This is a genomic window from Cerasicoccus arenae (genome assembly GCF_014651635.1).
Lineage (GTDB): Bacteria > Verrucomicrobiota > Verrucomicrobiia > Opitutales > Cerasicoccaceae > Cerasicoccus > Cerasicoccus arenae.
Genome location: NZ_BMXG01000010.1, coordinates 20886 through 43899, shown reverse-complemented (window position 1 = coordinate 43899; position 23014 = coordinate 20886). Strand labels below are relative to the sequence as shown.

The window sequence follows — 23014 nt, the reverse complement described above, 5'->3', positions numbered from 1 at the left end:
GTGGCACAAGTGAGGAACGAACGCAGTTGTCCACAATCGACTGGTTCTAGTTTGCTTGATTTGTTGGGTGTGATGGCTTGTCCAGACTTTCGATATTCATTCATTCGACCAGAAGCTAGATTAATGGCCTATATGGATGAAGATGGAAGCTCTGAATCATATCATCACAAAGAAATGGAAAAATCATTCTGGAAACTTATTTCTGAAAGATATCCGCAAATGCATGATGAAATCCAGACTCTAAAGCAGCAGAGTCCCTCTCAAAAAGTTCGATCATCCGTTTAGTGAATTTCCAAGGACTTATCTTAATCCAAATTATATCTCCGTCTATTTCTTGCTCTGGAGTATGAGTATTATTTTCACTCATTAAAGATCGATAGGTGATAGTTCTGCCAGCGTATTTTCTATAAACTTTTCTTGGCATTCCTTGGTGCTGGATTCCATGTCGATAGACCGCCCAAAATATATCAAACTTACTTTTAGATATCCCTAATTCTTTTGCCGCTTCACGCTTAAACCTTTCGTTATACCCCTTATTCTTTTTTTTCTTAGATTCACCTCTTTCTAGAGGTTTTTCTGTATTAGTTTTGGCTCTAAAATATCGCTCACACAACATGCAGCCCATCGACATCGCGACAAATCCCCCATCGAAGCTTACCTGCCTTTCTTCAGGTAGATTCTTTTTGTGTCGGAGCCACTCAAATGGGTCTGAAAACCACATTTGGAATCGTTTTGATAAATCTGGGTTCATTTGTTTTTTACTAGAATAGGTTAGTATACGCGCAGCTTGCACGTTTTGCTGTTTTTGTCACTGGTTGGTGTCGCGTTCATTGTGGCTGATTCAATCATTGTGGAAGTGCCTTATCAATATCAATTTGCGGTACGAGGTGACCAATTCAGTTGCGCTTGAGGGTGATTGTGGTGATGAGGCAGCTTTTGGCCGAAAACCTCGCAATACACAGGGCTACAGAGCGATTGAGGATTGCAGTATATCAAAACGAGCAATCCTAACATGCGAGATCATGTCTCAATTAAAAGTCTAGAGCGTTCAAGAATTTGAAAACTCTGCCTTCTGGTCTCTCAGAACGAAGCGAAGTTAGCTCGCCGCGATCGCGGCGCGGGTATCGCAGCGAAGCCAGTTGGTGCCGTTACTGAAGGCCATGACAGGCGAGCCAGCGGCACCGTTGGAGACGTAGATCATCACACCGGTGTAATCGGCGGCGGTAGGCACACCAGCGACCGTATAGGCATCATTGGTGCAAAGCTTGCCCGTGTAGCGCTTGAGCTTGTCGGCGTCATTGGCTTCGTCTGGATCATAGATCAGAATCTGCGCGTTCTCTGGGATCGTGGTTGCGGCGGCGAGTTGTGAGATTTTCTTGCTCATGTCGTGATGTGTTGGTGATTAAAGGTCGGTGTTGGTGAATTCTAAGGTGAGTGGCGTGTTGTCTTCCGTTAGCAGGGTTTCACCAGCTTCGGTAAGGAAGTAGCCTTCGGCGTAGAGATAACCATCCTCAAGTGCTAGGTGTCCGCCGTCTTCGGTGAGTAGGCCGGAACCATCTTCCATGATCAGGAATCCATCCTCGCCGTAAACGTGCTGCTCGGTGGCCACGAGGGCGAGACCTACGCGCCAGCCGGTTTCGTCTTCGGGCGGGATCAGTCGCCATGCCTGCACCTCGAACGACTTCGCATCCCAGCCGAAGCGGTCATACGTGAAGGTGATGTTGTCGCCTGGGCGAAGTTGCAGAGCCTTGAGGCTGAACTCTGCTTCAAAGGCATGGTCAGCGGCGCGGAGCGTACGCAGGTCGATCATTGCTAAGCGGCGGGCAACAGCTTCGTCAGTCGTGAAATCGTATTCGCGCTCCATCCAGTTGCGCTCGTTGTTGTCATCACGGAGCGCGGCAGAATCGGTGAATGCGGGAAAGTCGTAGGGCGTCCAGTCGTTTTCTGGCGAGAGGTAGGTGCCCTTCACACCGTTGGCGAGGTCGCGTTGCGAGAGTGTGGACAGCGTGACACCGGAAACAAGGTCTTGCTCACTCAGCTCAAGCACTGGCTCGCGCCAGACACCGGCATGTATTATCCATTGCCCCGCCGTGAATATCGAGCGGCCAGCCATGCAGGATGTCAGCGCCTGGATGATCTTGCCCGGCTCTTCGTCGGACTCAAAAGCCCCATCGCAGCGAAAGCGAGAGGCATCCGATGTGCCATTCACGGGGTCATTGCACGCTTGTGCGGCTTCCTGAAGGGCGGTGAGATCGAAATCCGTCTCCCAGTTGGCACCCTGCCCAAAGACTGGATCACAGAGGTAATCCGCAAGGCAGTTAGCCGGGTTGCGTGACGATACGATTGGCGGGTCGACCGTGCTGATTGAGAAATCGCGGACCTTCTTGCCGCGAACCAGAGCTTTGACTTCGGGCACAGAGTTGCCGTCGAACTGATCGGCGTCGTAATCGATCTTGATCATGATCCCAGCGATGCCGCGAAGGCGGTGCTTGTCGGTCCAGACTTGGCTGATCTCGAACTGCACCTTCGAGCCGGTGTTGGATTGGCCCATGAGAAATTGCGGTGCGCTCCAACTGCCGATGATCACCCCGGCGCTGTTGAAATCCGCGTAGGTGCCCCAAAGGCCATAGCTGATTTGCCAGCGCTCAAAATGGCCAGCACCAGCAAGACGCATCTCGTAGGTCTGACTACCCGGACGGTCTGGGAAAAAGCTCCATTGCGGGTCATCAACACCCGTTGGCGCACTTGGCGTGAAAGTCCTAGAGCTTGGGCTCGGCTCAGTCGTTACGGTGAACGGATAATTGTATCTCCACTCTTCATAGTAGGCCGAGACTTGGAACATATAGACCCGGTAATCACCAGATGGCGAGGCAGGCGGCGGGCCAACGTCCCACACCGTCCACGGGTCGGAAGTCAGCGCACGCACGCGGACATCTTCCGTCAATCCAAGTTGCGGATAGTTCACCCATTGGCCGGAAAGCTCGGATGTGATCCACGCGGGCACGGTTTGATCATCGGTGCCCAGGAATTTCTGCAACTCGACCAATCCAGAGAAGCGGCCGCTCTGCGAACTGTAGCGGTTCGGATCGCTTCCGTTGACGGTCAGGCTAACGACTTCATCATCTAGCCAGACATCGCCAATCTCGGCAACCTCATGGCCTGCCAGCGCCACCCAAAGCCACGCATCGTCATTGGTTGAGCCTCGCGTTTCAAAGAAGAGGATCGGGCCGGAAAGCTTTTGCTCGCCATAGACGATGCGGCGATGTGCGGCAGGCTCACGAAAATTGCGCTGCCGGCGCTCGTAGAATTTCTCCCAAGGAATCTGAACTTTTGAATCGGCCATGGCTTAAACTTCGGGATCAGCTTTGCCCCAAAACTCTTCCTTGTCCTGAACATTGGTCACGTAGATCAGGCCAAGATCGCCGGGGAAGAGGCGTTGTTGCTCGGTGTGTGTGTAGCGCACAGCCTTCGGGCGTTGCGGGTCAACCAGATGGCCAACGAGTGTCAGCTCGATGCTGGACTCACTCGGCGAATCTGGCAGCGAGAAGGTGTCCATGCGACCGGTGAAGATGCGGGCGGGCGGTGCGGCGAGCTCGCCAACGTCGTTCAGCAGCCCAAGCCAGACATAGGCCGGGCGGTTCTTGTAGCGCTTGGTCATCAGCGCGGTTACGAGATCATCGGCCAGCCCAGTGAACGCGAGCGAGACTTCGCTGACCTCCACGGCAAGCGTTTCCTCGATCTCGCCAATGGATTGCAGCCAGCCGTTGCCGAGGAAGGTCTCGCCATCAAAGGCGGCATCGCTAGCCGTGGCGGGCGTGAAATCCCCGTAGCCATTCCAGAGCAGTATCGGATCAGCAACTAGACTATCGCCGCTAAGTGATTCGATGTTCAGGCGTACGAACAGCACCGGGCGCAAGGCAGCTCCCCCAGTGGATTCCAGAGCAGCAAGAAAGGCGCTATCGAGTTCGCGGGGCATGGTTAGAATGCTTCCACTGCGGCCATGGTGATTGGGTCTTGGCCGTAGTAGTGATGATGAAAGAAGTCGATGGCGGGCGCGGTCAGGCGAAAGGTTGCCGTTGGGTTGTCAAGCTCGGCGGCGGTGTCGACAGAGAGAGCGGTGCGAAGACCAGGGAAGACCGGCAGCTCGTAGCGGCTTTCGGAGCCGTTCCACGTTGGCGGGCCCAAGACCTTTTGCAGCGTGCCACCAATTCCCAGATAGTCACCGATTGCCCAGTTGCTGATACCGCCACCACTTGAGCCATCCGGCGAGAAATCGCCATCGTCGATGTAGAGAACCCCGGCATTCGTGGGTGTGTCCGCGCTGATCGTCACAGCGGTAATGCTCCCGCGAGGCGGTGCAAAGTCGACATCGGTCACAGCACGCGGACCCCAGACAAAGGTTTCACCTGCGGCAAGCTGGATGAAGGCGGCAATCCAAGCCTCGGCCCAATCGCGGTGCATCTCGCCCAAGCTGATTTCCAGTTCCCACCAGCGACCCGGGTGCGCGTGCGCTTGGCTGTGGCCGGTGTAAGGGCTCTGCGTGATCGCCACGGCATGGCGGGCGTTCAGGCGCAAGCTTTCCGGGCTCGGTTCTGTGGGTAAGGTGATCATTTGCGACGGGCGGTAGGACGTTTACGGGAATCTTCGGCCACGAAGCGGGCGACCTCGCGCTTGAACTGCGGCAAGGTGTTCATCAGCTCGGCGCGAATCGCTCCATTGAGACCGGGCGAAATGTTGACGATCATCCCTATGGCTCCACCTTCGCCAAAGTCGGGTGGTGAGACTTCGGAGAGGTAATCAGGAATCGATGGCACGATGCGGCCTGCGGCATTCGGCACGAAGACTTCTGGCCCGCGCTCGCCAACGATCGAAGGAATGCCAACGGGCGGGCGTCCACCATCGGCGAAGAAACCGCCAAACAGTGACCCTCCACCCAATGCGGCAGAGCTAAGGCTGCTTGTGCTTTGCATGCTGATCGCGGCAGCGGTTGAACCTCCAAGCGCGGCGAGGTAGGCAGCACTACCGATGCCAGCGGCAGCGCCATAGGAGGCAATGCTTGCTGATGTTGCTGCGGGTGCCCAAGCGGCATTCAGCCCAGCCGCGGCAGCGGCAAGTCCTGCCATTGTTGCGGACTGTGTCGCGGCAGAGGTGGAGGCCATCAGCAATTCGCTAGCGATGTATTGCACGACCATTTGCGCAAGCATCGTAGTGAAGGCCTGAACGAGCGTTGTGAGCATCGACATGCCAACTTGCTGCAAAGCTTGGTCCCACGTCAGCGTTCCCATGATCAAACCCTCAAGCGCAGGTTGAATCGCGCCTTCCATGCCAGAGGCGATCTGACCAGTGACACGGCCAAACTGTTGCCCCAGATTGCCCACATCGGTCACGTAGTCTTGCAGGGCAGCGCGGGCGCCATCGATCGCGCCAACTCCGAAATCGCCTTGGCCACCTTGGAAAGCGTTGAATCGACCTTGCGCACTTTGGGCAAAGTTCTGGCCAGCGGAAAGGCCTGGTGTTTGTAGCGTGCTGATTTCTGCACCGATGGCGGTTGCACGGGTGTCGAAGCCGGCTGCTTTGGCGGGGTCGTTTCCACGGGCTGAGGCGGCAAGCTTTTCGTATTCAGCTTGCAGCTTCTTGAGCAATTCGATTTCGCGTTCTGTCAGGCGCTCGAGTGTCTGTTGATCGCCACGGGCGGCGGCAATCTGTTTCTCGCTGCGAAGCTGGGCAATAAGCTGCTCGGTGATTTCGGCAGTCTGTGCCAACTGCTCACGATCGGCGGTGAGGATGTCGCCCTTGACCTCTTTCAGTTCCTTCTCAAGACGAAGTAGATTTTCCTGCGCGGCAAGTCGCTGTTCTTCGATGAAAAACCCTGTGCCATCGCTGTTGATGACGGCACGCATGGCCGCAATCTCTTGCTCAATGGCGAGCTGTCGCTCTTTGGGCGGCAAGGCATCGATGGCGGCTTGCTGTTCTTCGCGGTAAAGGCGAACGGCTTCCTCAAGCTGGCGATTCTTAATGATGTTGAGCTGCTCTTCCTTCTTCAGGATTTCAACCATTATGGCGATCTGCTTAGGATCGCTGAATACATCGCCCCCGATAGTCGCAGCCTTGTCCTGCAATGCAAGAATCTCCGAAGCGAGGCGATCAGCGGTGGCACCTGCGGACTCGTTGCCAAAGCGGGAAACCTCAAGGCTCTTATCCATCTGGGCCCTTAAAGACTTCTGGGCCTGCTCAAGCTTTTTCAACTCTTCTGTGGCCATGGCCGCATCATCGGCAGTGCCAGAGATTTCACGGCGCATCTTTGCAAGCCGATCCTCGGAGGCATCGGCGGCGCGGCCTGTAGCCTCGATCAGGTCATTTGTTCCATCTAAGCGAGAAGCAAGCTCAGCAAGCGCGGCAGACATACCACCGGGGCCGGTAAATATACGCGGTCCCATCGCTTCCCAGCGCTCTTGAAGATCGACTAAGCCTTCGCCCGTCAGGATGACCACTTTCTGATAAAGTTGCTCAAATGCATTCTCAGCCGCACCTAAGCGCTTGATTGTGTCGCGGTCCATGACCTGACCAACTTCAATTGCTTTCTCCATCCATGCATCAAGACCGGCTGAACCATCCTTGAGCACGTTGACCAAACCGGCACCTTCAGAGTCGAAGGCCTTGAATGCGATACGCAAGCGCTCGGCGGGGTCTTCGGTCGCTTGGATAACATCGGCAAGATCGCGCATAACGTCCGTTGCTTGGCGATTGCGGCCAGCGCCATCAGTAATCGCGACGTTGTATTCCTCAAGGATCGGTAAGAGTTCGCCCTTGCCCTTAGATGCTTCTGCGAGGCGGCGGGTGAAGCGCTGTAGGCCCAGCTCGGCGGCTTTGGTGGCGGTACCAGTTTCGCGACCGGCGAAGGCAAACCCTTGCAAGAACTCAGTGGAGACGCCAAGCTTCTTGCTGGTGTCATCCAAGGTCGAGCCAAGGTTGATCGACTCCTTTGCAAGGTTGATTATGCCGCCAGTTGTCAGCCCAATCCCAGTGACTGCACCCGCAAAGCCCAAACCCTTCTTGGCGAAGTTCGACAGGTTCTTGAGTTCCCGATTTGTATTCTGGATGGCTTCATTTCCTTTGCGAAACTCTTTGAGGTCCATGCGCATCCGCATGAGAACATCGACTGTCGATTTTCGGTTGGCCATGGGTTACTTGGTAGCGCGTTTGATGAGTGCGATTTGATGCTTTCGAGCGGACTTGGCGCCGGATTTTGAGAACAGTCCAACGGCTGCGGAAAGGTTCTGAAATTCTTGTAGGGCAGCACGAGCGGCAGCGGAGTCGTGATGCTTGAGCAGCATGACTAGCCAGGGGAGGGATTGCTCGGCAAGGATGCGGGCGTCACTCTCCCCGATGGCAATGGCCGCTCTGGCGGCGAAGGCTCCGAGGCTTTCAGTTCCGCTAGTACTTCCTTTTTGATTTCGGGTGCGACTCGCTCCACTACGTTGCGGAGAATGATCTCTTCGATTTGCCGAACCATCGGGAGCACCTTTTCGATCCGCGCTTTCTTGCGCTCCACGTAGGCCCCCGCACGAGGAAAATTTATGCGCTCCCCCTCCAAGAGCACGGCGAGGATGGATTCATCAGTTAGGCAATCAGCTTGATCAGCTTCCCAGCCAAGGAACAGTTCGGCAAGCGCCTGCTCGGCATCGGCGAGTTGCAACTCCAGGTAGCGCGGTATCAGGCGCAATGGCAAGGCACGGACTTTCACGCGGGCCTGTGTTCCGTCATTGTGCTCAATGGCGATTTCAGCTCCACCAAAGAGCGCGGCATTTTCGGTTTCTGGTGTCATGGGTGATTAAGGTTGTTTGGGTAAGCGATCGAGAACTTCGCGATTTACGCGGCGCTGCTCGGCGAAGAACTCGCGTTGATCGGACTTTACTTCAGAGACATCCTCCTGAACGGTGGCGATGTCTTTGGCATGTTGATTGTTCACGGCGTTCCACTCGCCACGGGAAACGAACTCAGCACGCTTTACCTGCTCTGGCATGTGCAAGCTCACGTCATCATAGTGCTTTTGATCCAAGACGTTGTTGACTTGGATTGCTGTATTGAGCGTTCCAATTGCCTGCTCAGTGGCCGTTCGATTAGCCCAGCGCCCATCTCCAACGAGTGCAATCACTGCCCAAGTCGCGGCAATGACTGCGGCAAGATGGACTAGCACCTGAAGCCAGTTAATATCCTTGAACTGTTGTTTGATGGGCATAGCGCGGTAGATTCCTTGAAGGTGAAAGTCGATTCGTGTGAGTTCAGATTTCTTGCCTTGAGACGCACGCATCAGATGCTTTGCAATGCAGAGCAAATGCCGAACGATCTGGGCGAGCGGGTGCATGTGTCATTTGAATGAGCTGGTTTTATGCTTTAGCGAAAAGGTCTGTGGGTCACAGCCAAGTTCTGGGTGATTGAAATACTCGGCGGGGAAATAGCCAAAGCCGCGATCGCCCCAAGCATCGCCCCATGAATTGGCAAACTTGAACCAGCGTTCCCCGTTGAGGGTGAGGCCTTGCACTAAGCAAATAGCATGGTCGGGCTGTGTTCCGCGAGCAGGATTGACCATCGGGAACTTGCCCGTCGATCGGACGCTTGGCAGGCTGGATGCATGTGCGGTTTGAATACCGCAAAGCACGGGCAGGCCATGATCGAGAGCGTCCCATATCCCGCGAATCGAGCGCTCACGTTCAATCGAATTACCCAGCGGAAAGCCAAAATGCCCATCGACAAACCAGCGCTCAGAATCGGGCACTGGGGGTGGCGGGTCGTGGGGGCCGTAGTCATCATCCATGAACCTTACAGGGATTGCGCCATCGCGGGCCAAGACGCGGGGAATGTCAGCAACGAAGGCCCCGCCGTCTGCACTCTCCAATCCCCATTCAGCACGGCCAAGCCAGTAAGGTTGATAGGCGCTCCATTTGGGCGGTGCGCCCTCGATGTATTGAGCACCTAGTATCTGCAACGCCTTGCGCCCAGAAAAGCCGGTGCAGGCATTGGTTCGCCACTGGTAATCGATCAGGTCGAGAATGTTACGGCTGAGATCCCGTGTGAACGAGTAAGCATCAGAGCCTTGCCATTGGTATTCAGGCAAGGTCAAGGGGCCACCTTGGCGCAACCCGGTCGACTCAGGCTTGAGGCCAAGCATCTGCGACGGGTGAGGCCGAGGGCCAACACGCTTCCAGAGTTTACGTGCGCCACGGCGCATCTGACGGCGAAAGGTCATTACAATCCTGCGTTTTTTCGCGCAATGCGGATGATGGTTGCCCGCTGCTCGAGATCGAGGCCAGCGGGTAAGATAGTATCAGGGTCCACGTTCGGATTATCCACGAGCGCCAGATGCAGGTTTTCCGCTAGGTCGATCTGCTGGGCCTGACTGACCTGCCCAGCGACTAACGGGGCAGGCTCAACGTGGACCGTCTTGCACGCACCAGCGATCAACGCCAGCGCTAGAAGCAAGATTTGAGTGAAGGGGCGCATTGAATTACTCGCTGGTAAGAACCGCGTAGATTTCCCCGCCGAAGTTGTCAGGGGGATCATCACCAGAACTGCCGAGAGGTTGAGACTTCGCACCATCCTCCAAGCTGGTTACAATGATTTCGCGGGCCGTTGGTTGAAGCTCGGCAGGAAGCTCGGTGATGGACTGATTGATTCCTACGCCAGCCATGTAGCCATTGCTGAACTGCAAGCTGTGTTCGATGCTCACCTCAAAGGTGTCGATCAAATCAGCGTTGCGCGGATCGGACTCCCGCCACTTGTCGAGGCCTTGATTGATGAAATGCAGGGCAGCGGCCTTGCCGATGTTCAGCGCAATTTCGCCAGCCACATTCGCGGCCTTCTTACTGGTGCCAGCGCCAAAGGTATCGTCGACCCAAGTGCAGGCGGTGAATGCCGTGACCACGGCAAAGAGAGTTATAATGGTCAGTGTCTTCATTTGCGGAATCCGGTTCGTGTTGGTTTCTTAGTTGCGGCTTCAGCCTGCTTGGCCTCTGCCTTTTCGATTCGTTTCTCGGCGGCATCAGTGGCACCGGCCTCAGCGTCGGTTCGGTCCACATCGCGGGCCTTGTAAAAGCCGTAAGCCATGCCCATCGCAGTTAAGCCACCAATGAACTTCTCGATGTCGAAACCGTCTTCAAAAGCTGAGACAAGTGCGGCGAGCCCGCCGAGTATGCAGGCGATGGCTCCGATGTTGGTCTTTGGTGATTTCATGGTATATGTGGATTAGGGCCACGTAGCGATTGCCACGCGGAGCCAGGTATCGGTTGCTGTGCAAATATAAAGGTAACTGCCATCATAGGCCGCTTGACCAGCAGTGCCGGTTGCGCCTGCCGAAGCTGGGACAGAAACCCATTGTGCCACGGTTGCAGCGAGATCTGACTCATCCAGAATCCGCTCGCCATCAAGCTCTAGGTCCGCGCCGTTGTCATCAAGGCGAGGGCCATTTGCTCCACCAAAAGCGAGTGCTGGAACATATGAATGAGTGACGGCCTCATTAGTAGAAAGGCACCAAAAATCAGTGCTGCCCCGCATGCCCACTAGCTCGCGGGTTAGCAGTAGCTCTGTGCGTGCAGGCGTCGAATCGTAAGCACGCAATATTGCAGATATTTCACTTTGACTCTTACCAATTTCTATAGAATACCCGCGAGCGACTGGGATCGATGAAGAATAGAAAGCTGACGGATTGGAATTATACCCAATGAAACCGTTATTGAATCCGAGGCTGAACCATGCGCGATTGGCGATGCCAGACCAAAATACCTCGTCCAAGTGGATGCCATCCACAATCGTGATGTTGCTCTCTAGCACCGCTGTCGATACGGCGTATTGCATTGGGTCAACGAATGACCAATTGTTTTCAATGCACTTAGCCCGTAAATAGTTGTTGAGCGTGCGAACTTCGGTATCTGTATAAGAAGTATGGGGAGCCTGACCAATGATTACAAAATCGGGCAAGTAGCTTAGTCCTGCGAATAATGTTTCAAACCAGGCAACGGCTGTTGTCCAACTCGTCAGGCCATCATCGCAGTGATAGGTGATAACGTCGGGGGCGATGGATTCAATCAGGGCAATGTTGATCGTCGAATCATAGCCGCTCACCCGGCTTAGGTCGTGACTGCCACGCGATAGGGTGGAGAGATTTAAGCCACCAGTAGATGAAAGGAAAAAGCTTGGTGATACTGGAATGCGAACCGTGCCGGTGTTGCCAACAATCCTCAGCCTCTTACTGGCGAGTGTTTGCGTGCGGGTAGCAGTTCCAAGGGCATCACTCGCGCCGCTAGTGTCCACTGTTGAGCCGTCCTTTGCAAAGCTGTTGTTGTTCGCATCAAGCTGAATGTCAAATGTCCCGCCGCCGCTTTGCTCAAGGTAATAAACGGTCAACGTTTCCCATGTAGGCGCTGCGGAAGTATTCAAATCCCAAGTAACATTACCACCCGCGTGGATGTCGAAAGTTGGCCCGCCAAAAGTCTCGTCAGAATAGTTGTAGTATGTGACACGCAGCGTCCAGTCGTCTTCTTCATCGCCGTCTTCAGATGTCAATTCGTAGTAATAACGATTGGAACTTTCATAAACGATTCTAACAACATCTCCAGTGCTGGGAGAATCGCCCGCCCATTCGTTCGAGATGTAGCCCGCAAGCGTAGTCTGTGCGCTATTGAATGTGCTGCCAGCGGTTTCCATGACGGCCACTGTGAGCGTTCCCATTGACTGCCCACCTGCAAAACGAGTCGTCAGGCTTGAATATCCCTGCACGCCATAATAGCCATCTAAGCCGTAAGGTGTCGACGTGGACTTGAAAAGGCCCGCCCAATACTGAGAGACTTGGAAGGCAAGCGAATCGCCCATCATCAGAACATTGAGCTGTTCACTCTCGCCCGATGCTATTTGCGCGATCTTCTGCTGATACTTCTGGGTCTGCCCGGGCACTACCCAGCCAGTGTAGGCTTGCAGCGGGTCGCTTGCAATGAGCGCATCCCCTAGCGTTTCCGTGGCCGTGGCGTCAGCGGCAATCCCAGCGGCAGCGGCTTGCGCATTATCGGAATTACCGAAAATCGTAGAGCCTGCTGGGATCAGCATCTCGCCCGTTTCAGGGTCTACACGAATTGCGCTAGTAGGGCCCGCAAACAGCGGAGACGCCAGCATGAGCGTGAGGGCGAAGAGAAGGAATGAGAGGGATTTGCTTTTCATGTGAATGTTACTTTGCGTTAGAAAGTTGGGTTAGAGATAGGCTTCGATCATGGCCGCGTTGGTGCTGCCATCGTAGTCCGTTGGCTTAACCTTACCGGCGCTGTAATCGGTTGACTCGCTGCCGACTTCATCGCGGATGAGCCAGAGTGATGCGTTGTCAGCAATGCGGGTGACAAGGATAGCGGGCCGTGGAATGCCTGCGGTGACATAGGCCGTAAGCTGTGCCTCATTCGTCACGGCGAGCGCTGCGATAATGCCAATTTCGGCTTTTACCTGAGCGAAGGTCCGCGCCTTTAGGCCGCCTGAACCGTCGAATGGGATGACCTCGGTATCGGCGATCGTGTCAGTCGTTGCTTTGTCAGTGATTCGCGGCATGGCTTTTCAAATAGGTTAGGCGACGGCGATGGCGCCGGGCGGGTTGGATGTCCAGAAGGGGGAAGTTTGAAGCGGGCAAATATCGAGGATCGGCTCGGTCTGATCACTGCCGTAAATACGTTCGCCGTTTTCATCAACGACCGGGCAGAGCGAGACGGCAGCGGGATTCGGCAAGCTGGCCGTGTTATCCCAATCAGCACCCGTCGAGAGGTTGCCCGGTGCGGCATTGCTGTGGCCTTGCGATGGCGAGGCAAGCGAGCCGGGCGCATCATTCGCATGCCCCTGTGTCGGTGCGGTGAGGCTGGCCGGTCCTGTGTTGCTATGGTTTTGCGTTGGCGCGGTAATGCTTCCGGCACCGGTGTTATCGTGATTCTGGGTGGGTGCGGTTAAACTGCCCGGTGCGGTGTTGTCATGGCCCTGAGCTGGTGCAGTGAGGCTAACGGGCGCCGTGTTATCGTGGCCTTGCGTCGGTGCCGACAAGCTTGCAGGCGCAGTGTTATCGTGCCCCTGTGACGGTGCGGACAATGCCCCCGGTGCGGTGTTGTCATGCGTGCTGCTGACATCCAAGTACGGTGCAACCAGCGCACCGACTGGAACCGGCAATGTGCCAGAGCCGCCATTGCTGATTGTCGCATCGATGATTGGGTGATCGCCGCCATCCGTGGTCAGGCTTTCGTGTGAACTGCCTCCACCACTGGACACCCAATTCAAGCGCCAGTTGGACTCAGTCCAGAAAAAGACCGTGCCGTTAGGCGTGCCATAGCTGTTCCGGTCATGGCCGGACTGCATGAAAGCGGGCTTCCCGTTCAATGATGCGCCAGCGTAAACATACAGGCCATTGATCGCGGTTTCTCCCCCACCTGTCAGCGTGAAGCTTTGCTTCGCAGAGGGAAAGGCGTCACTCGGTTCGATGTCACCAGGCGCAGTGTTGTTAAACGATGGCGCTGGCCCAGCGATGGCAGGCGGCGCGGTGTTTTCATGCGCTGGTGCGATGCCGGAAACCGCCCCCGGCCCCGTGTTATCCCACGAAGCCGAAGGGCCGCTTATCGAACCCGGTGCAGTGTTGTCCCAATCAGTCGGCATGACTTACTTTGCGGTGCAGAGCGTTAGCTCAGGGTTCCGGTGTTGAGGGTCGAGTGCAGGAGCTCCCACTCATAGGACGGCTTGACCTCGCCGGAAAGGGTAAGAGCGCCCGAAAGACGAATGCAGACGTAGAGGTCAAGAACAACGACCTCGTTGTTGAGCGAGTCATAGACCTGAAGCTTGAGCCAGCCCTTGACAGCGGCGGCGCGTTCGAGCGGGTTGAACTGGCCAGTTGTAACGGCTAGGCCGCCGAGCCAAAGTTGGTTCGCCAACGCGGAGAAGTCCTCCATTTCCAATGTGCCCTTAAGCTTGCTGGACTTCAGAATCTTGTCATACAGCACAGCGCGGCCAGGCATGTACTTCATGACATCGCGATACTCTTCTTCGGGCTCAATTTCAGAGCCGCCATCAACAGCGATAATGCCGAGCGTTGCCCAGTTAGTTTCGTCTTCATCGGGCTTAGCCTCACGGGCTACGGTGCCGGCTTCGGGCGAGGTGAATGATGTCCCATCGGCGATGAAAAAGGCGTGGGAACCAACGACAATAGGTAAGGTGTCCATTGTATATGATATTTATGCGGTTAGGTTGATTCCGGCGCCACATGCACCAGAATGGTAAAGGTTAGCCGGTGAAAGAGGATGCCGGAGCGCACCCCTTCAAAACTGAGAATACGGTTTGGCGAGGGTGCCAGTTGAAAGAGATTGCGGCCTGCTGTGCGGTTCGCGGCAGGCAGATTGAGCGGCACGGCGAGCAGCGATTGCAGGGCATCGAGCGTGGCGGTTGGGTCGTCACCAGTGCGGGCTAGTTGCGGGTTTTCGCAGACATTTACCGTGAACAAAGCGCGACCGTGGTTTTGCTTTGTGGCAGTATCGGCGAGTAATACGGCGGGCGTCTCGAAAATCAGTGTCCACGGCGTGGCCTGAAAGGTTGCATTGTAAAGCTCGTTGAGAGCGTCGACATCCGCATTGGCCTGAACGCCATCAATGAGCACGACATTTGCCCCCTTGCTAGTGACCCAAGCAGAGTTGGTGTAGGTCGCTTTGAGCGCGTTGTATGCTTCGGTGAGAGTCATCGGGCTTTGCGCAAATGGGTTGTGAGTTCGCGTTGTAGGGCTTCAGCTTCCTTACGTTCGCTATAGGCAGCGGTGTCCTTGGCCACAGCCGCTAGGACGCCGGAGAGGGCTTGCTGCGCCCAAGGCTTAGCGAGGGCTGGCGTGAAGCCTTCGATGTGCAGTGATGCGCCATCGACTTTCACATGCAGCGTTGCCGAGCCGAGCGTTGCCCCCGTCTTGTTCTTTGCGAGCGAGCGCTTGACAGTGCCATTCTCATCGCGCATTCGACGGAAGCGCTTGGGCAGGAAGGCGGCTGCGGTGTAGTGTCGACCAGCTTCGCGTTGATTCAGCTCGATGAGGATCGAGAGATTCTTGCGGTTGAGGATGGTTCCCCGTTCGCGGGCAAGGAAGGATGTGCCAGATAGAAGCTGGGCGCTCTTAGCGCGGCGGCGAGAGGTCGACCGCACACCTTGGCGCTTGCCCTTGGTGAAGACGCGGATAGGCACCACACGCTTGCGAGCACCACCGCGGCCAAAGTCGATGATATCAAAGACGCCAGATGGCTGGCCCTCGAGCAGTTCATCGGCACGGGCAAGCGCACGCGGGCGAACCTTGACTGGACGCCTGCTGCCACGATTCGCGGAATCAAGTGCCCGTTGGCGATCTTGTGAAATGGTTCCCTCTTTCGGGGCACGTTCTTCGAGCCGATCGTAAAGACCCTTGAAGGTTGCCCCATACTTGGGATTGGAATTGCCGAGAATGATCTGCGTGCCTTTCTGCCGCAGTATCTGCTCTGGCGCTTTCTTGGAGTGACGCTCATAGCCAAGCAGGGCCGTGTTCAGGTCTCCGAGATTTGTCTGTACGCTTGCGGTGATCATGACATGGGCTCCACGATGATGCGCATAACGGGGTCACCAGGCGGTTGATGGGAATAGGCGACCTTGTATGATTTCCCATCGCCGGTGATCTTTTCGTTCGGCTTCGGATTGTTTCCTCCGAAAGTAGTGGCAACGGCAGAGAGCAGACCAGCATTGGCGTTCACGGGCGAATAGCCTTCGATCTGTTCCGGCGGGAGACCGCTTTCATCGGGCATCGCGTTGAAGTCGATCGTGGAGGCGTCCTGGCGCGTCAACACGTAGGCAATGCCATCATCGGTGAGGATGCTGACGAGCTGCGTGTTGATGGCGGTGCGATCCATGATTGATTACTTTGCGGCGAGTTGGGCTTCGAGTTGAGCAATGGTGGCTTGTTGCTCGCTGATCTTGGCGGCTTGTTCGGTGATCACCTCTTCCAAATTCTTGAGGTGCACATCGAGCGCTTTATCTAGGCGGCGCATCTGGCGAAGACGCACTTCGCGGGCTTTGCGTGTTTGGATTTTCGAAATGCGTTCCTGTTCTTCCAACGACGGCTCATGGCGCGGCGTGTGATTCGGATTAGGCCCCGACTCTTCCGGTACATCTTCGGCAGCTAGCTTGGCTTCGAGTGCTTCGCGAGCAGGCGTATCAGCGACATATTCCGGGTCGGGTTGTTTTTTTTTGGTTGGCATGACTTTGAAAAATTGGAGCGCCCGGCCCGGGCAGGAACCGGGCGCTCGTTGGTGTGTTTAGCGGTGTTGCGATGCGAATGAGCTAAGAGTGAACGCGCGCGCGGCGCGGAAACGGGGATTAACCGTTGGTAAGGAGTTGAACGATCCCGACATTCTTGGCGTTGCTGTAGGACAGCGCCCAGTTGGCTTTCGTTGCGAGTTCGACATTGGTGGCCGACTGACCGGCAGGCGTGCCAACCCACTTGGCGCCGGAGGGATGCAGGAGGAAGCGGGTGCGGTCGTAGATGATCGAGTTGTTCTTCGACTCGCTGACTTCACGCACGAGCGAGGCAACCGATTCGGGCTCACCCGCGTAACTGACTTGCGGGCGATCACCGGTTGCCAACGAACCCGGCGTGAAGAAGTAAGTTTCGTAAACGGTTCCAGACGTGGTTCCAGCACGGCTCAGGTTATCGTTGATGAAGACCTGCATCCCCTTCCATTCGCGAAGGATGATGTTTCCTTGGCTATCGCGAACCGTAGTAATCTGATCCTGCTTCGAGAGCGCGGTTTCAATAACCGAGTGCATCCAGACGATACCACCGAGCGAGAACCGTTGTTTTCCTTCCCCAGCTTTACCCAGAGCGTCGAACATGAGATCGGTATCGATGAAGTGCGCGGAGGTTTGGCTACCGGTTGTTTCCACGAAGCTCGCCATAACCAAAGCGGTGAAGGCGGCATCACCCGCAGCGGTATTGGTGAAGAGACCCCGGAGCATATTGAGCAGCGTGGTTTCGCGTTGGCGCAAACGCAGGCCAGCAGTGATCGCCATTGCGAAACCCATCGGATCGCTATTGGAAACCGCACCGGCAAGCGAGGTGGCTTGCACCGCACTTACGCGGTTGAGGATCGGGGCGACCTGGAGACCGCTCGTAATCTTATTGATCGACGGCGCGGTGTCTTCGACCTGAATTTCATCGGCATGATCCGGTTCGCGGAAATTCGGGATATTCCCGGCAACTCCACCACCCGTGGCGATGTTGTTGAGCACTTCGTTGCGGACAACGACAGCAGTGTTCAGCAAATTACTTTGCTTGAGGATCATTTCCGGCATGCCAGGCAGCCAGACGGTAGGCGTCCAGAGATCGGCGATCTGCGTGATTGCGAGTTGGCGACCTTCAGCGGCTTGCTTCTTCGCGAAGTTGAGCGTGATACCGGTGTATTGAATACCAGGTGTTGCGGGACCACCTTCCGAGCCAGCGCCTAGGTTGAGCTCACTGCTATGACCGTCGTTTTGACGAGAGGTCAACTGCTGCTTGAGCTGGTCGCGCTCAGTGACGGCTTTCTTGAAGTTTTCTTCTTCCGCTTTCAGGCGCTTGAGTTCGGCAGCGTCATCTTCGGCTTGTAATTTGGCGTCAACGACTTCCGCAGTAAGGGAAGATTGTTCCGCTTCCGGCGTGGAATGAGCAATGGTCAAGGCCCGGCCCAAGCGGGCTTGATCATTGGCGTATTTGGCCATAAGGGCCTCGATCAGTTTTTTCATTGTTGGATTGGTTTGGGTTGTCTGTGACGAAAGGTGCTTTTGAAATTCGGGGAGGCATTCAATGACGGCTTCGCGAAGCATTGATTTGAAATCAGGCTTGGATTGGCTCGAAAGTGCGGCGCGGAAGTTGGCGAATAACCCACCGGTGGCAGCTCCATCGGCAACAAAGGCACTGGCGAAGATTTGCGTAACGCGGAGCGCAGGCATTCCCTCGTATTCAAGATCGGTATCTTCAGGGCGCTCCATGTATTCGTTTCCGGCGGTGTCGACGTAGACGGCGTAACCCCAAATTTCGACGCTCTGAGCGATTAGGCGCGGCGTTTTCGCAGCCATTTCCAGCACTTGCGCAACGATTTCGGGCTGGGCTTCGCGGAAGAAATCATAGAACTCAAAGGAACCGGCGATAAATTGCTCACCTTTGACCTGGAGACCGGAAAAGAAACCAGGAATCGAAAGCTCGCTTCCGGATTCCTCTAACCATTGTGCCATCCATCCGGCACCGGCACCGCGATGATCGTGCGTCCAATAGGCGCGAAGTTGACCATCGTATTGATCCTTTGCTGCTTGGAGAGCGGTTTCCAAGGTAACGGAATCGATGTAGATACCATGACCGCGAGCTTCACCAACTTCCATGAGCAAGATATTGTTGAGCGTACCGGTCTCGGCATTAACGGCAAACTGAGCGGGCTTGGAACCCTGGAGCGAAAGGCGTTTCGACTCAGGCTGCGCGATCTTGATTTTCGGAGGCATCTTCTTTGACGTTTTCGGGTTTATCCGGGGCGGAACCGGGAATCTCGTTTTTGAGAAGGAAAGTGAGAGGCACCTTGACGGTTGTGGGATCGACATCAGCGGCGAGCTCACCGGCGGCGATCATCGCCTTAATATAAAACTGGCGACGGCGCTCGAGGACCTCTTCTTCGTAGAGCCCATCCTCTTCCCAAAAGTCAGCGAGGATGCGCTCCCCGGATTTCAGGCGGAGCGTAACGCTCTTGGCGTGCTTCTCGTCATCAAGGACGGCAGTGCGCTTCCAGGCCCATTCGATAAGGTCATCATCGTTGACCGGATTAGGCGGCAACTCCCCTTCGTTGGCGGCTTTGTTGATACGCCAAAAATGCAGGCGGTCGAGGTAGTTACCTTCAAGCAGGTTGAGGATATACTTGCGACGGGCATTCCACTGAGTCCCAAGACCTTTGAAACCAGAGTAATTGACATCACCCAATCCGCTAAACCACAACTCGACCGGGAGTCCCACGGGAGAGCTGATCGCATGCAGCATGAGCATGATCAGTTCCTTGTAATCCTGGGCTTGGTATTCGCTATTGAGCAGCTCGATGGATTCACCTTCCTCAAGCTCCGGAAAGCTACCAGGGGCCAGCACTATTTTTCGACCGGTGGCGGGCGCTTCGTCAGCAGCGTCATCAGCGGTGGCAGCGGTAGGCTCCGCTTCCTCTTCGGGGTCGTAACCGCGCATGAACTTTTCGATACCTTCGGAATCGATGCTCTTTTTGAGGTAACCAATCAGGGAGGTGACATCCTTGATCTGCTTGGTTTTCGCACGGGTGATCTCGTAAAGATCGCGAGCCGTGGCGAGGCTGGGCAGTAACCAAGGCAAACCGCGCCCCATCAAGACGCGATCCTTATGATAAACATGGAGCACGTTGCGCGCTTGAACCACAGTCGATGCTCGATCGGAGAAATCAACCGTTCCAAAAATTGTCGATTGGCCGAAACGGTAAGACTGGGGGCGCCCGACAGCGTTATAGCGAATTCCGTTGATTTCATTGGAATCGGCACTGGCTCCATTGAGCCAAGGGGAACCGCAAAACTCGGAGGGAACCACTTGGACCTTTCCAGAGTTGAGCAACACTAGAAACACTTCACCGGCGATCAGCAGCTCGCGCAAAATAATTTCCTCAAGGGTGCGAAGGGAATCCCCGGCAACCGTTACCGATTTTGACCAGCGAAACCAAAAGAGCTCCTTGGCTTCGTTGTATTCACGAACCGGTGTGCGCGAGCGCAAATTTGAGTATCCCACGGCTTCGGGGAACTTGTTGACGAGCCCGGCGAGATACGGGTTGTTGCGAATTTCTTTACGCAATCGAGCCAAAGTAATCGAACGAGTGGCATCGGTAAAATGGTGATCTTCGAATACTCCACCGGAAGAAACAGGACCCCAATCACGTTCGCGGTTCGTATTGGAAGCATCGTAATAACCGGGAGCCATTTGGATCACGGCGCTACGCTTCTCCTTAGGGGCAACTCCCGTAAGTTCGGCAATCAATCTGTTGTTCGGTGCGACCATCAGTTGAACCTGGTTACGGTGGTAGACATACCGCTATCGCGGCGATTCCCGGAAAGACGGTTTTCCAGTTTCTTGATTTCCCCCTGGAGCTCTTTTTCTCGGCGCGTTGCGCGCTCATAGGCGATCTGCGAAACTTGAGTGCCTCCAATGTTGAAGGACGCTCCATTAACTTCCGCACGGCGAATCGTTTCGCGTACGTTGGCGAGTGAGACCCGTAGACGGGTCAAGCGTTCGCTAATGGTTTCACCTCCAACGGTAGTGGGCATCTTACCATTAGGGGGAAGTTGTGAAAATCACTTTTGCTCGACCGTGGCAGTGCTACGCTTTCCCTTTTTCTTGGCAGATTTACTGCGCGAAAGGAAATAGAACAGACCCAGCGCATAAACATAGCAGTCCCAAAAGTGATTATTACCGTTACGAGATTTAAACTCGAATGGCGGCTTACCCATGAGCTTCCGTTTACGGGGAACGCGACGTTCATCGAGCAGCTGCGCGTAATATTCGGCTTGCTCCTTCACTTCCGAGTCACTGGCAACGAGCGAAAGACCATAGGTGCTCCATTTACGAATTTCTCCGGCGAGTCGTTTCTCCAGCTCAATTTTGAACATGTAGAGCGAGATCATGAGCTTGGGGAACCGGGCTCCCCGCTTTTGGTGGCGACCACCAATGAAAGCATTGGCGCGCTCAAACTTGACTGGCTCGCGCATGACCTCGAAACCCTCGGCGGCCATCCATCCACGTTCACGGCGCAAGTATATGGCTTCACGGGTTTCGGCGGCGCGATCTTCAAAGTTTATGTCGCCAATCACGTAGGAGAGTTTTCCCAGGTGCGCGTAATCACCCTGCACTTCATCTAAGTCGCTGAATGTTGCGGCAAGACCGTGATCGATAGTGTAGCAATGCCCATCCCAGGTGAACCCAAGAACCAGGAACGGCAACCCATAGGTTTGCACATCGAACCCAACGATGATGAGATCTGCTTTGCCAACGCTTTCAGGTAAAGTGCCCCGCAAGTAATCACCTTCAAAATCAGCGAACTTCGAGGCCGACAGCGAATTGACATCATCGACCCAAGGCATCCCCATGCGACCGTTCCAGAAATCCTGACGATCCGTGAAAAAAGCAGTCTTGCGCGCATAGATGAAATCAGAGGCCAGCGCGGCCATGGTGTTTACCTTCAGCGGACCATACAGACCGTTGATATGATAGGAGCGATGACCGAATCGCCCGACCGCAGTGGCGATCCAATCGGAACGGGGATCCCTTACGGCTGCCCAAAGTTGTTCCTGAGTCCATGGCTCACCTTTACAATCAGAATTGCGGCAACGATAGCGGACCAACTCGCGCACCTTTTCCATATCCCAGGATCCATCTTCATTGCGAGTTTCTGGGTGCCAGGCCCAATCCACTTGCGGCCAAACTAAATCCTGCATGTGACCGCAACAGGGACAAGGAACGAACCACTTGCGTTGATCACCTTTTAGGAATTCTTGCCAAATCAGTCCGCTTTCGAGGGTTGGCGTGCTCGAATAGTAATGGATCCGTTCATCTTCAAAAGACTCAGTTCTGTGCCGAGTTTGATCGAGGATTGAAGCTTCCTGATCGGTGGAACCACGCCATTTATCGACCTCATTCCCGAAAATGCGTTTGACTGTTTCGCCAGATACCTGGGCATCGGAATTTGCTCCAAAAACCGTGAGAGCAGCACCGGGAAAAAGCATCATTCCATCAGCAAAGTAGTGACGATTGAGCGGCTTTTGATCACGCAGGATGCGGTTGTATTCGACCAGAGGTTTGAATTCCTTGCGAATAAACCCCCTGCCCTTATCCATTGTTGAATCGACAAACAGCGCCGGGGCGGGATCCTTGGCGATCGAGCAAGACATGCCCATTCGCAGCAGGAAGGTTTTACCCGAACGCGTAGGCGCGACAAAAATGACATCGGTAATCCCGGGCTCCTCGAGCGAGTCCAGAGGTTGGCGCAAATAAGGACGTGTTTCCCAGCGGACGGGACCCGGCTCAGACTCATTCTGAGCAGGCGGCAGCACCAAGCGACTACACCACTCCGAAGGGGTGAGGCGATCACGCGGTTTAAAAATCGAGCGACAGAATCCACGAACGCGCTTGCGCGATGCTGGCGTGACTACGCTACTTGACTTAGATCGGGACATTGGCGCAGGTCTTCCTCGATTCGTTCTTGCGCCCGGTCAAATTCTTCAAAAATCGCGTTAATCGCTAAATCGATCACGTTCTTAGCCAGAACAGGATCACTTGGATTCGCTTCAATTGCACACCGATCTCCTAGCTTGTCCAGACGACTTCGCAAATCGCCCAATACACCGCTGACAATATCAATCACACCGTCAATTTCAGCGATACCACCCCGGCGAGTCACCAAATCAAGAAATGATGCACGGATCGCGGCGGCTTGTTTGGAGGCTTCGCTCCAGTTCTTCAACTGCATGGCAACATGAGCTGGGTTCCCTTTGCGAATCGCATCTTGGTACAACGCATAGGCTAGCTCAACAACACCCTCCGCTTGCACCAGCATTCTCTCGTCAAAGTCCCAGCCATCCCGAGGTTCCCGTTCGCTGTCCGATTGAAGCCGTTGCAACAATACCGCGACGTTTTGCCCCGTGTCGAATTTCGACTGATGGACGATCGGGCGATCTCCTGACGGATGCGGAATCTCTCCCGGCCCATTGCCAAACCGTAGAGCAGCGGACTCTTTAGCAGCTGCCTGGCGAGCGGGCGAGTTCGTGATGTTGTCGTACTTCCATACATCGGCCTCGTCGAAGGTCATGAACTTCGGCATGTTCTTGTATTTGCCCTTCGATAGATTCGCAGCGGAGCAGTCCCAGTACTTCGCGAGGAACTTTTTGGCTATCGGTTTCTTTGGCAACGGCATGGAAATTGAATGGTTTTATG

General features: G+C 55.1%; 25 protein-coding genes. All 25 read right to left on the bottom strand.

What is annotated here, in order from left to right; genetic code table 11:
* Nucleotides 1-196: 196 nt before the first annotated feature.
* On the bottom strand, nt 197-793 hold the full coding sequence (locus IE065_RS09420) for a hypothetical protein (RefSeq protein WP_189514350.1): 597 nt from the start codon (nt 791-793) through the stop codon (nt 197-199).
* A 303-nt stretch (nt 794-1096) separates the two neighbouring features.
* Entirely contained in the window at nt 1097-1384 is a 288-nt protein-coding gene (locus tag IE065_RS09415; protein ID WP_189514348.1) for a hypothetical protein, read from the bottom strand.
* Between the two features lie 18 nt (nt 1385-1402).
* A complete protein-coding gene (locus IE065_RS09410; RefSeq protein WP_189514346.1) occupies nt 1403-3343 on the bottom strand; it encodes a phage tail protein in 1941 nt (646 codons plus the stop codon).
* Between the two features lie 3 nt (nt 3344-3346).
* Nucleotides 3347-3976, bottom strand: a complete 630-nt coding sequence (locus IE065_RS09405) for a hypothetical protein (RefSeq protein ID WP_189514344.1) — start codon at nt 3974-3976, stop codon at nt 3347-3349.
* A 2-nt stretch (nt 3977-3978) separates the two neighbouring features.
* Complete coding sequence (locus IE065_RS09400) at nt 3979-4611, bottom strand: hypothetical protein (protein WP_189514342.1); 633 nt, start codon at nt 4609-4611, stop codon at nt 3979-3981.
* A complete protein-coding gene (locus IE065_RS09395; RefSeq protein ID WP_189514340.1) occupies nt 4608-7181 on the bottom strand; it encodes a coiled-coil domain-containing protein in 2574 nt (857 codons plus the stop codon). Before IE065_RS09395 ends, IE065_RS09400 begins: the two co-directional genes overlap by 4 nt.
* A gap of 155 nt (nt 7182-7336) precedes the next feature.
* Entirely contained in the window at nt 7337-7825 is a 489-nt protein-coding gene (locus IE065_RS09390) for a hypothetical protein (protein ID WP_189514338.1), read from the bottom strand.
* Between the two features lie 6 nt (nt 7826-7831).
* Nucleotides 7832-8239 carry a hypothetical protein gene (locus IE065_RS09385; protein ID WP_189514336.1) on the bottom strand — a complete coding sequence of 136 codons (408 nt, stop codon included), beginning with the start codon at nt 8237-8239 and terminating at the stop codon, nt 7832-7834.
* Between the two features lie 129 nt (nt 8240-8368).
* On the bottom strand, nt 8369-9247 hold the full coding sequence (locus IE065_RS09380; protein WP_189514334.1) for a C1 family peptidase: 879 nt from the start codon (nt 9245-9247) through the stop codon (nt 8369-8371).
* The gene (locus tag IE065_RS09375) at nt 9247-9501 is read right to left on the bottom strand and encodes a hypothetical protein (RefSeq protein ID WP_189514332.1); all 255 of its coding nucleotides are present in this window, start codon (nt 9499-9501) and stop codon (nt 9247-9249) included. Before IE065_RS09375 ends, IE065_RS09380 begins: the two co-directional genes overlap by 1 nt.
* A 4-nt stretch (nt 9502-9505) precedes the next feature.
* Nucleotides 9506-9955 carry a hypothetical protein gene (locus IE065_RS09370; protein ID WP_189514330.1) on the bottom strand — a complete coding sequence of 150 codons (450 nt, stop codon included), beginning with the start codon at nt 9953-9955 and terminating at the stop codon, nt 9506-9508.
* On the bottom strand, nt 9952-10230 hold the full coding sequence (locus IE065_RS09365) for a hypothetical protein (RefSeq protein ID WP_189514328.1): 279 nt from the start codon (nt 10228-10230) through the stop codon (nt 9952-9954). Before IE065_RS09365 ends, IE065_RS09370 begins: the two co-directional genes overlap by 4 nt.
* Before the next feature lie 12 nt (nt 10231-10242).
* Nucleotides 10243-12207 carry a hypothetical protein gene (locus tag IE065_RS09360; protein ID WP_189514326.1) on the bottom strand — a complete coding sequence of 655 codons (1965 nt, stop codon included), beginning with the start codon at nt 12205-12207 and terminating at the stop codon, nt 10243-10245.
* 30 nt (nt 12208-12237) lie between these two features.
* Complete coding sequence (locus IE065_RS09355) at nt 12238-12582, bottom strand: hypothetical protein (RefSeq protein WP_189514325.1); 345 nt, start codon at nt 12580-12582, stop codon at nt 12238-12240.
* Nucleotides 12583-12597: 15 nt separating this feature from the next.
* Nucleotides 12598-13665: a hypothetical protein gene (locus IE065_RS09350; RefSeq protein WP_189514323.1), complete on the bottom strand. Its 1068-nt coding sequence runs from the start codon at nt 13663-13665 to the stop codon at nt 12598-12600.
* A 23-nt stretch (nt 13666-13688) separates the two neighbouring features.
* Nucleotides 13689-14225, bottom strand: coding sequence for a hypothetical protein (locus IE065_RS09345; RefSeq protein WP_189514321.1), 537 nt, complete (start codon nt 14223-14225; stop codon nt 13689-13691).
* A gap of 20 nt (nt 14226-14245) precedes the next feature.
* Entirely contained in the window at nt 14246-14737 is a 492-nt protein-coding gene (locus IE065_RS09340; protein ID WP_189514319.1) for a hypothetical protein, read from the bottom strand.
* Nucleotides 14734-15594 (bottom strand): hypothetical protein, encoded by an 861-nt coding sequence (locus tag IE065_RS09335; RefSeq protein WP_189514317.1) that lies wholly within the window; start codon nt 15592-15594, stop codon nt 14734-14736. Before IE065_RS09335 ends, IE065_RS09340 begins: the two co-directional genes overlap by 4 nt.
* Nucleotides 15591-15914, bottom strand: coding sequence for a hypothetical protein (locus IE065_RS09330; RefSeq protein ID WP_189514315.1), 324 nt, complete (start codon nt 15912-15914; stop codon nt 15591-15593). The genes IE065_RS09335 and IE065_RS09330 overlap by 4 nt, the downstream gene beginning before the upstream one ends.
* A gap of 6 nt (nt 15915-15920) precedes the next feature.
* Nucleotides 15921-16262, bottom strand: coding sequence for a DUF4349 domain-containing protein (locus tag IE065_RS09325; protein ID WP_189514313.1), 342 nt, complete (start codon nt 16260-16262; stop codon nt 15921-15923).
* Between the two features lie 118 nt (nt 16263-16380).
* Complete coding sequence (locus IE065_RS09320; RefSeq protein WP_189514311.1) at nt 16381-18534, bottom strand: hypothetical protein; 2154 nt, start codon at nt 18532-18534, stop codon at nt 16381-16383.
* Nucleotides 18503-20086 carry a phage portal protein gene (locus IE065_RS09315; RefSeq protein WP_189514309.1) on the bottom strand — a complete coding sequence of 528 codons (1584 nt, stop codon included), beginning with the start codon at nt 20084-20086 and terminating at the stop codon, nt 18503-18505. Before IE065_RS09315 ends, IE065_RS09320 begins: the two co-directional genes overlap by 32 nt.
* Entirely contained in the window at nt 20086-20352 is a 267-nt protein-coding gene (locus IE065_RS09310) for a hypothetical protein (protein ID WP_189514307.1), read from the bottom strand. Before IE065_RS09310 ends, IE065_RS09315 begins: the two co-directional genes overlap by 1 nt.
* 27 nt (nt 20353-20379) lie before the next feature.
* The gene (locus IE065_RS09305; protein ID WP_189514305.1) at nt 20380-22257 is read right to left on the bottom strand and encodes a terminase gpA endonuclease subunit; all 1878 of its coding nucleotides are present in this window, start codon (nt 22255-22257) and stop codon (nt 20380-20382) included.
* Nucleotides 22230-22994: a hypothetical protein gene (locus tag IE065_RS09300; protein ID WP_189514303.1), complete on the bottom strand. Its 765-nt coding sequence runs from the start codon at nt 22992-22994 to the stop codon at nt 22230-22232. Before IE065_RS09300 ends, IE065_RS09305 begins: the two co-directional genes overlap by 28 nt.
* Nucleotides 22995-23014 lie beyond the last annotated feature (20 nt).

What these genes read in the sequence shown, in the direction of transcription:
- IE065_RS09415 (WP_189514348.1), bottom strand. Translation starts at nt 1,384, where the DNA reads ATGAGCAAGAAAATCTCACAACTCGCCGCCGCAACCACGATCCCAGAG.
- IE065_RS09410 (WP_189514346.1), bottom strand. Translation starts at nt 3,343, where the DNA reads ATGGCCGATTCAAAAGTTCAGATTCCTTGGGAGAAATTCTACGAGCGC.
- IE065_RS09405 (WP_189514344.1), bottom strand. Translation starts at nt 3,976, where the DNA reads ATGCCCCGCGAACTCGATAGCGCCTTTCTTGCTGCTCTGGAATCCACT.
- IE065_RS09400 (WP_189514342.1), bottom strand. Translation starts at nt 4,611, where the DNA reads ATGATCACCTTACCCACAGAACCGAGCCCGGAAAGCTTGCGCCTGAAC.
- IE065_RS09395 (WP_189514340.1), bottom strand. Translation starts at nt 7,181, where the DNA reads ATGGCCAACCGAAAATCGACAGTCGATGTTCTCATGCGGATGCGCATG.
- IE065_RS09390 (WP_189514338.1), bottom strand. Translation starts at nt 7,825, where the DNA reads ATGACACCAGAAACCGAAAATGCCGCGCTCTTTGGTGGAGCTGAAATC.
- IE065_RS09385 (WP_189514336.1), bottom strand. Translation starts at nt 8,239, where the DNA reads ATGCCCATCAAACAACAGTTCAAGGATATTAACTGGCTTCAGGTGCTA.
- IE065_RS09380 (WP_189514334.1), bottom strand. Translation starts at nt 9,247, where the DNA reads ATGACCTTTCGCCGTCAGATGCGCCGTGGCGCACGTAAACTCTGGAAG.
- IE065_RS09375 (WP_189514332.1), bottom strand. Translation starts at nt 9,501, where the DNA reads ATGCGCCCCTTCACTCAAATCTTGCTTCTAGCGCTGGCGTTGATCGCT.
- IE065_RS09370 (WP_189514330.1), bottom strand. Translation starts at nt 9,955, where the DNA reads ATGAAGACACTGACCATTATAACTCTCTTTGCCGTGGTCACGGCATTC.
- IE065_RS09365 (WP_189514328.1), bottom strand. Translation starts at nt 10,230, where the DNA reads ATGAAATCACCAAAGACCAACATCGGAGCCATCGCCTGCATACTCGGC.
- IE065_RS09360 (WP_189514326.1), bottom strand. Translation starts at nt 12,207, where the DNA reads ATGAAAAGCAAATCCCTCTCATTCCTTCTCTTCGCCCTCACGCTCATG.
- IE065_RS09355 (WP_189514325.1), bottom strand. Translation starts at nt 12,582, where the DNA reads ATGCCGCGAATCACTGACAAAGCAACGACTGACACGATCGCCGATACC.
- IE065_RS09350 (WP_189514323.1), bottom strand. Translation starts at nt 13,665, where the DNA reads ATGCCGACTGATTGGGACAACACTGCACCGGGTTCGATAAGCGGCCCT.
- IE065_RS09345 (WP_189514321.1), bottom strand. Translation starts at nt 14,225, where the DNA reads ATGGACACCTTACCTATTGTCGTTGGTTCCCACGCCTTTTTCATCGCC.
- IE065_RS09340 (WP_189514319.1), bottom strand. Translation starts at nt 14,737, where the DNA reads ATGACTCTCACCGAAGCATACAACGCGCTCAAAGCGACCTACACCAAC.
- IE065_RS09335 (WP_189514317.1), bottom strand. Translation starts at nt 15,594, where the DNA reads ATGATCACCGCAAGCGTACAGACAAATCTCGGAGACCTGAACACGGCC.
- IE065_RS09330 (WP_189514315.1), bottom strand. Translation starts at nt 15,914, where the DNA reads ATGGATCGCACCGCCATCAACACGCAGCTCGTCAGCATCCTCACCGAT.
- IE065_RS09325 (WP_189514313.1), bottom strand. Translation starts at nt 16,262, where the DNA reads ATGCCAACCAAAAAAAAACAACCCGACCCGGAATATGTCGCTGATACG.
- IE065_RS09320 (WP_189514311.1), bottom strand. Translation starts at nt 18,534, where the DNA reads ATGCCTCCGAAAATCAAGATCGCGCAGCCTGAGTCGAAACGCCTTTCG.
- IE065_RS09315 (WP_189514309.1), bottom strand. Translation starts at nt 20,086, where the DNA reads ATGGTCGCACCGAACAACAGATTGATTGCCGAACTTACGGGAGTTGCC.
- IE065_RS09310 (WP_189514307.1), bottom strand. Translation starts at nt 20,352, where the DNA reads ATGCCCACTACCGTTGGAGGTGAAACCATTAGCGAACGCTTGACCCGT.
- IE065_RS09305 (WP_189514305.1), bottom strand. Translation starts at nt 22,257, where the DNA reads ATGTCCCGATCTAAGTCAAGTAGCGTAGTCACGCCAGCATCGCGCAAG.
- IE065_RS09300 (WP_189514303.1), bottom strand. Translation starts at nt 22,994, where the DNA reads ATGCCGTTGCCAAAGAAACCGATAGCCAAAAAGTTCCTCGCGAAGTAC.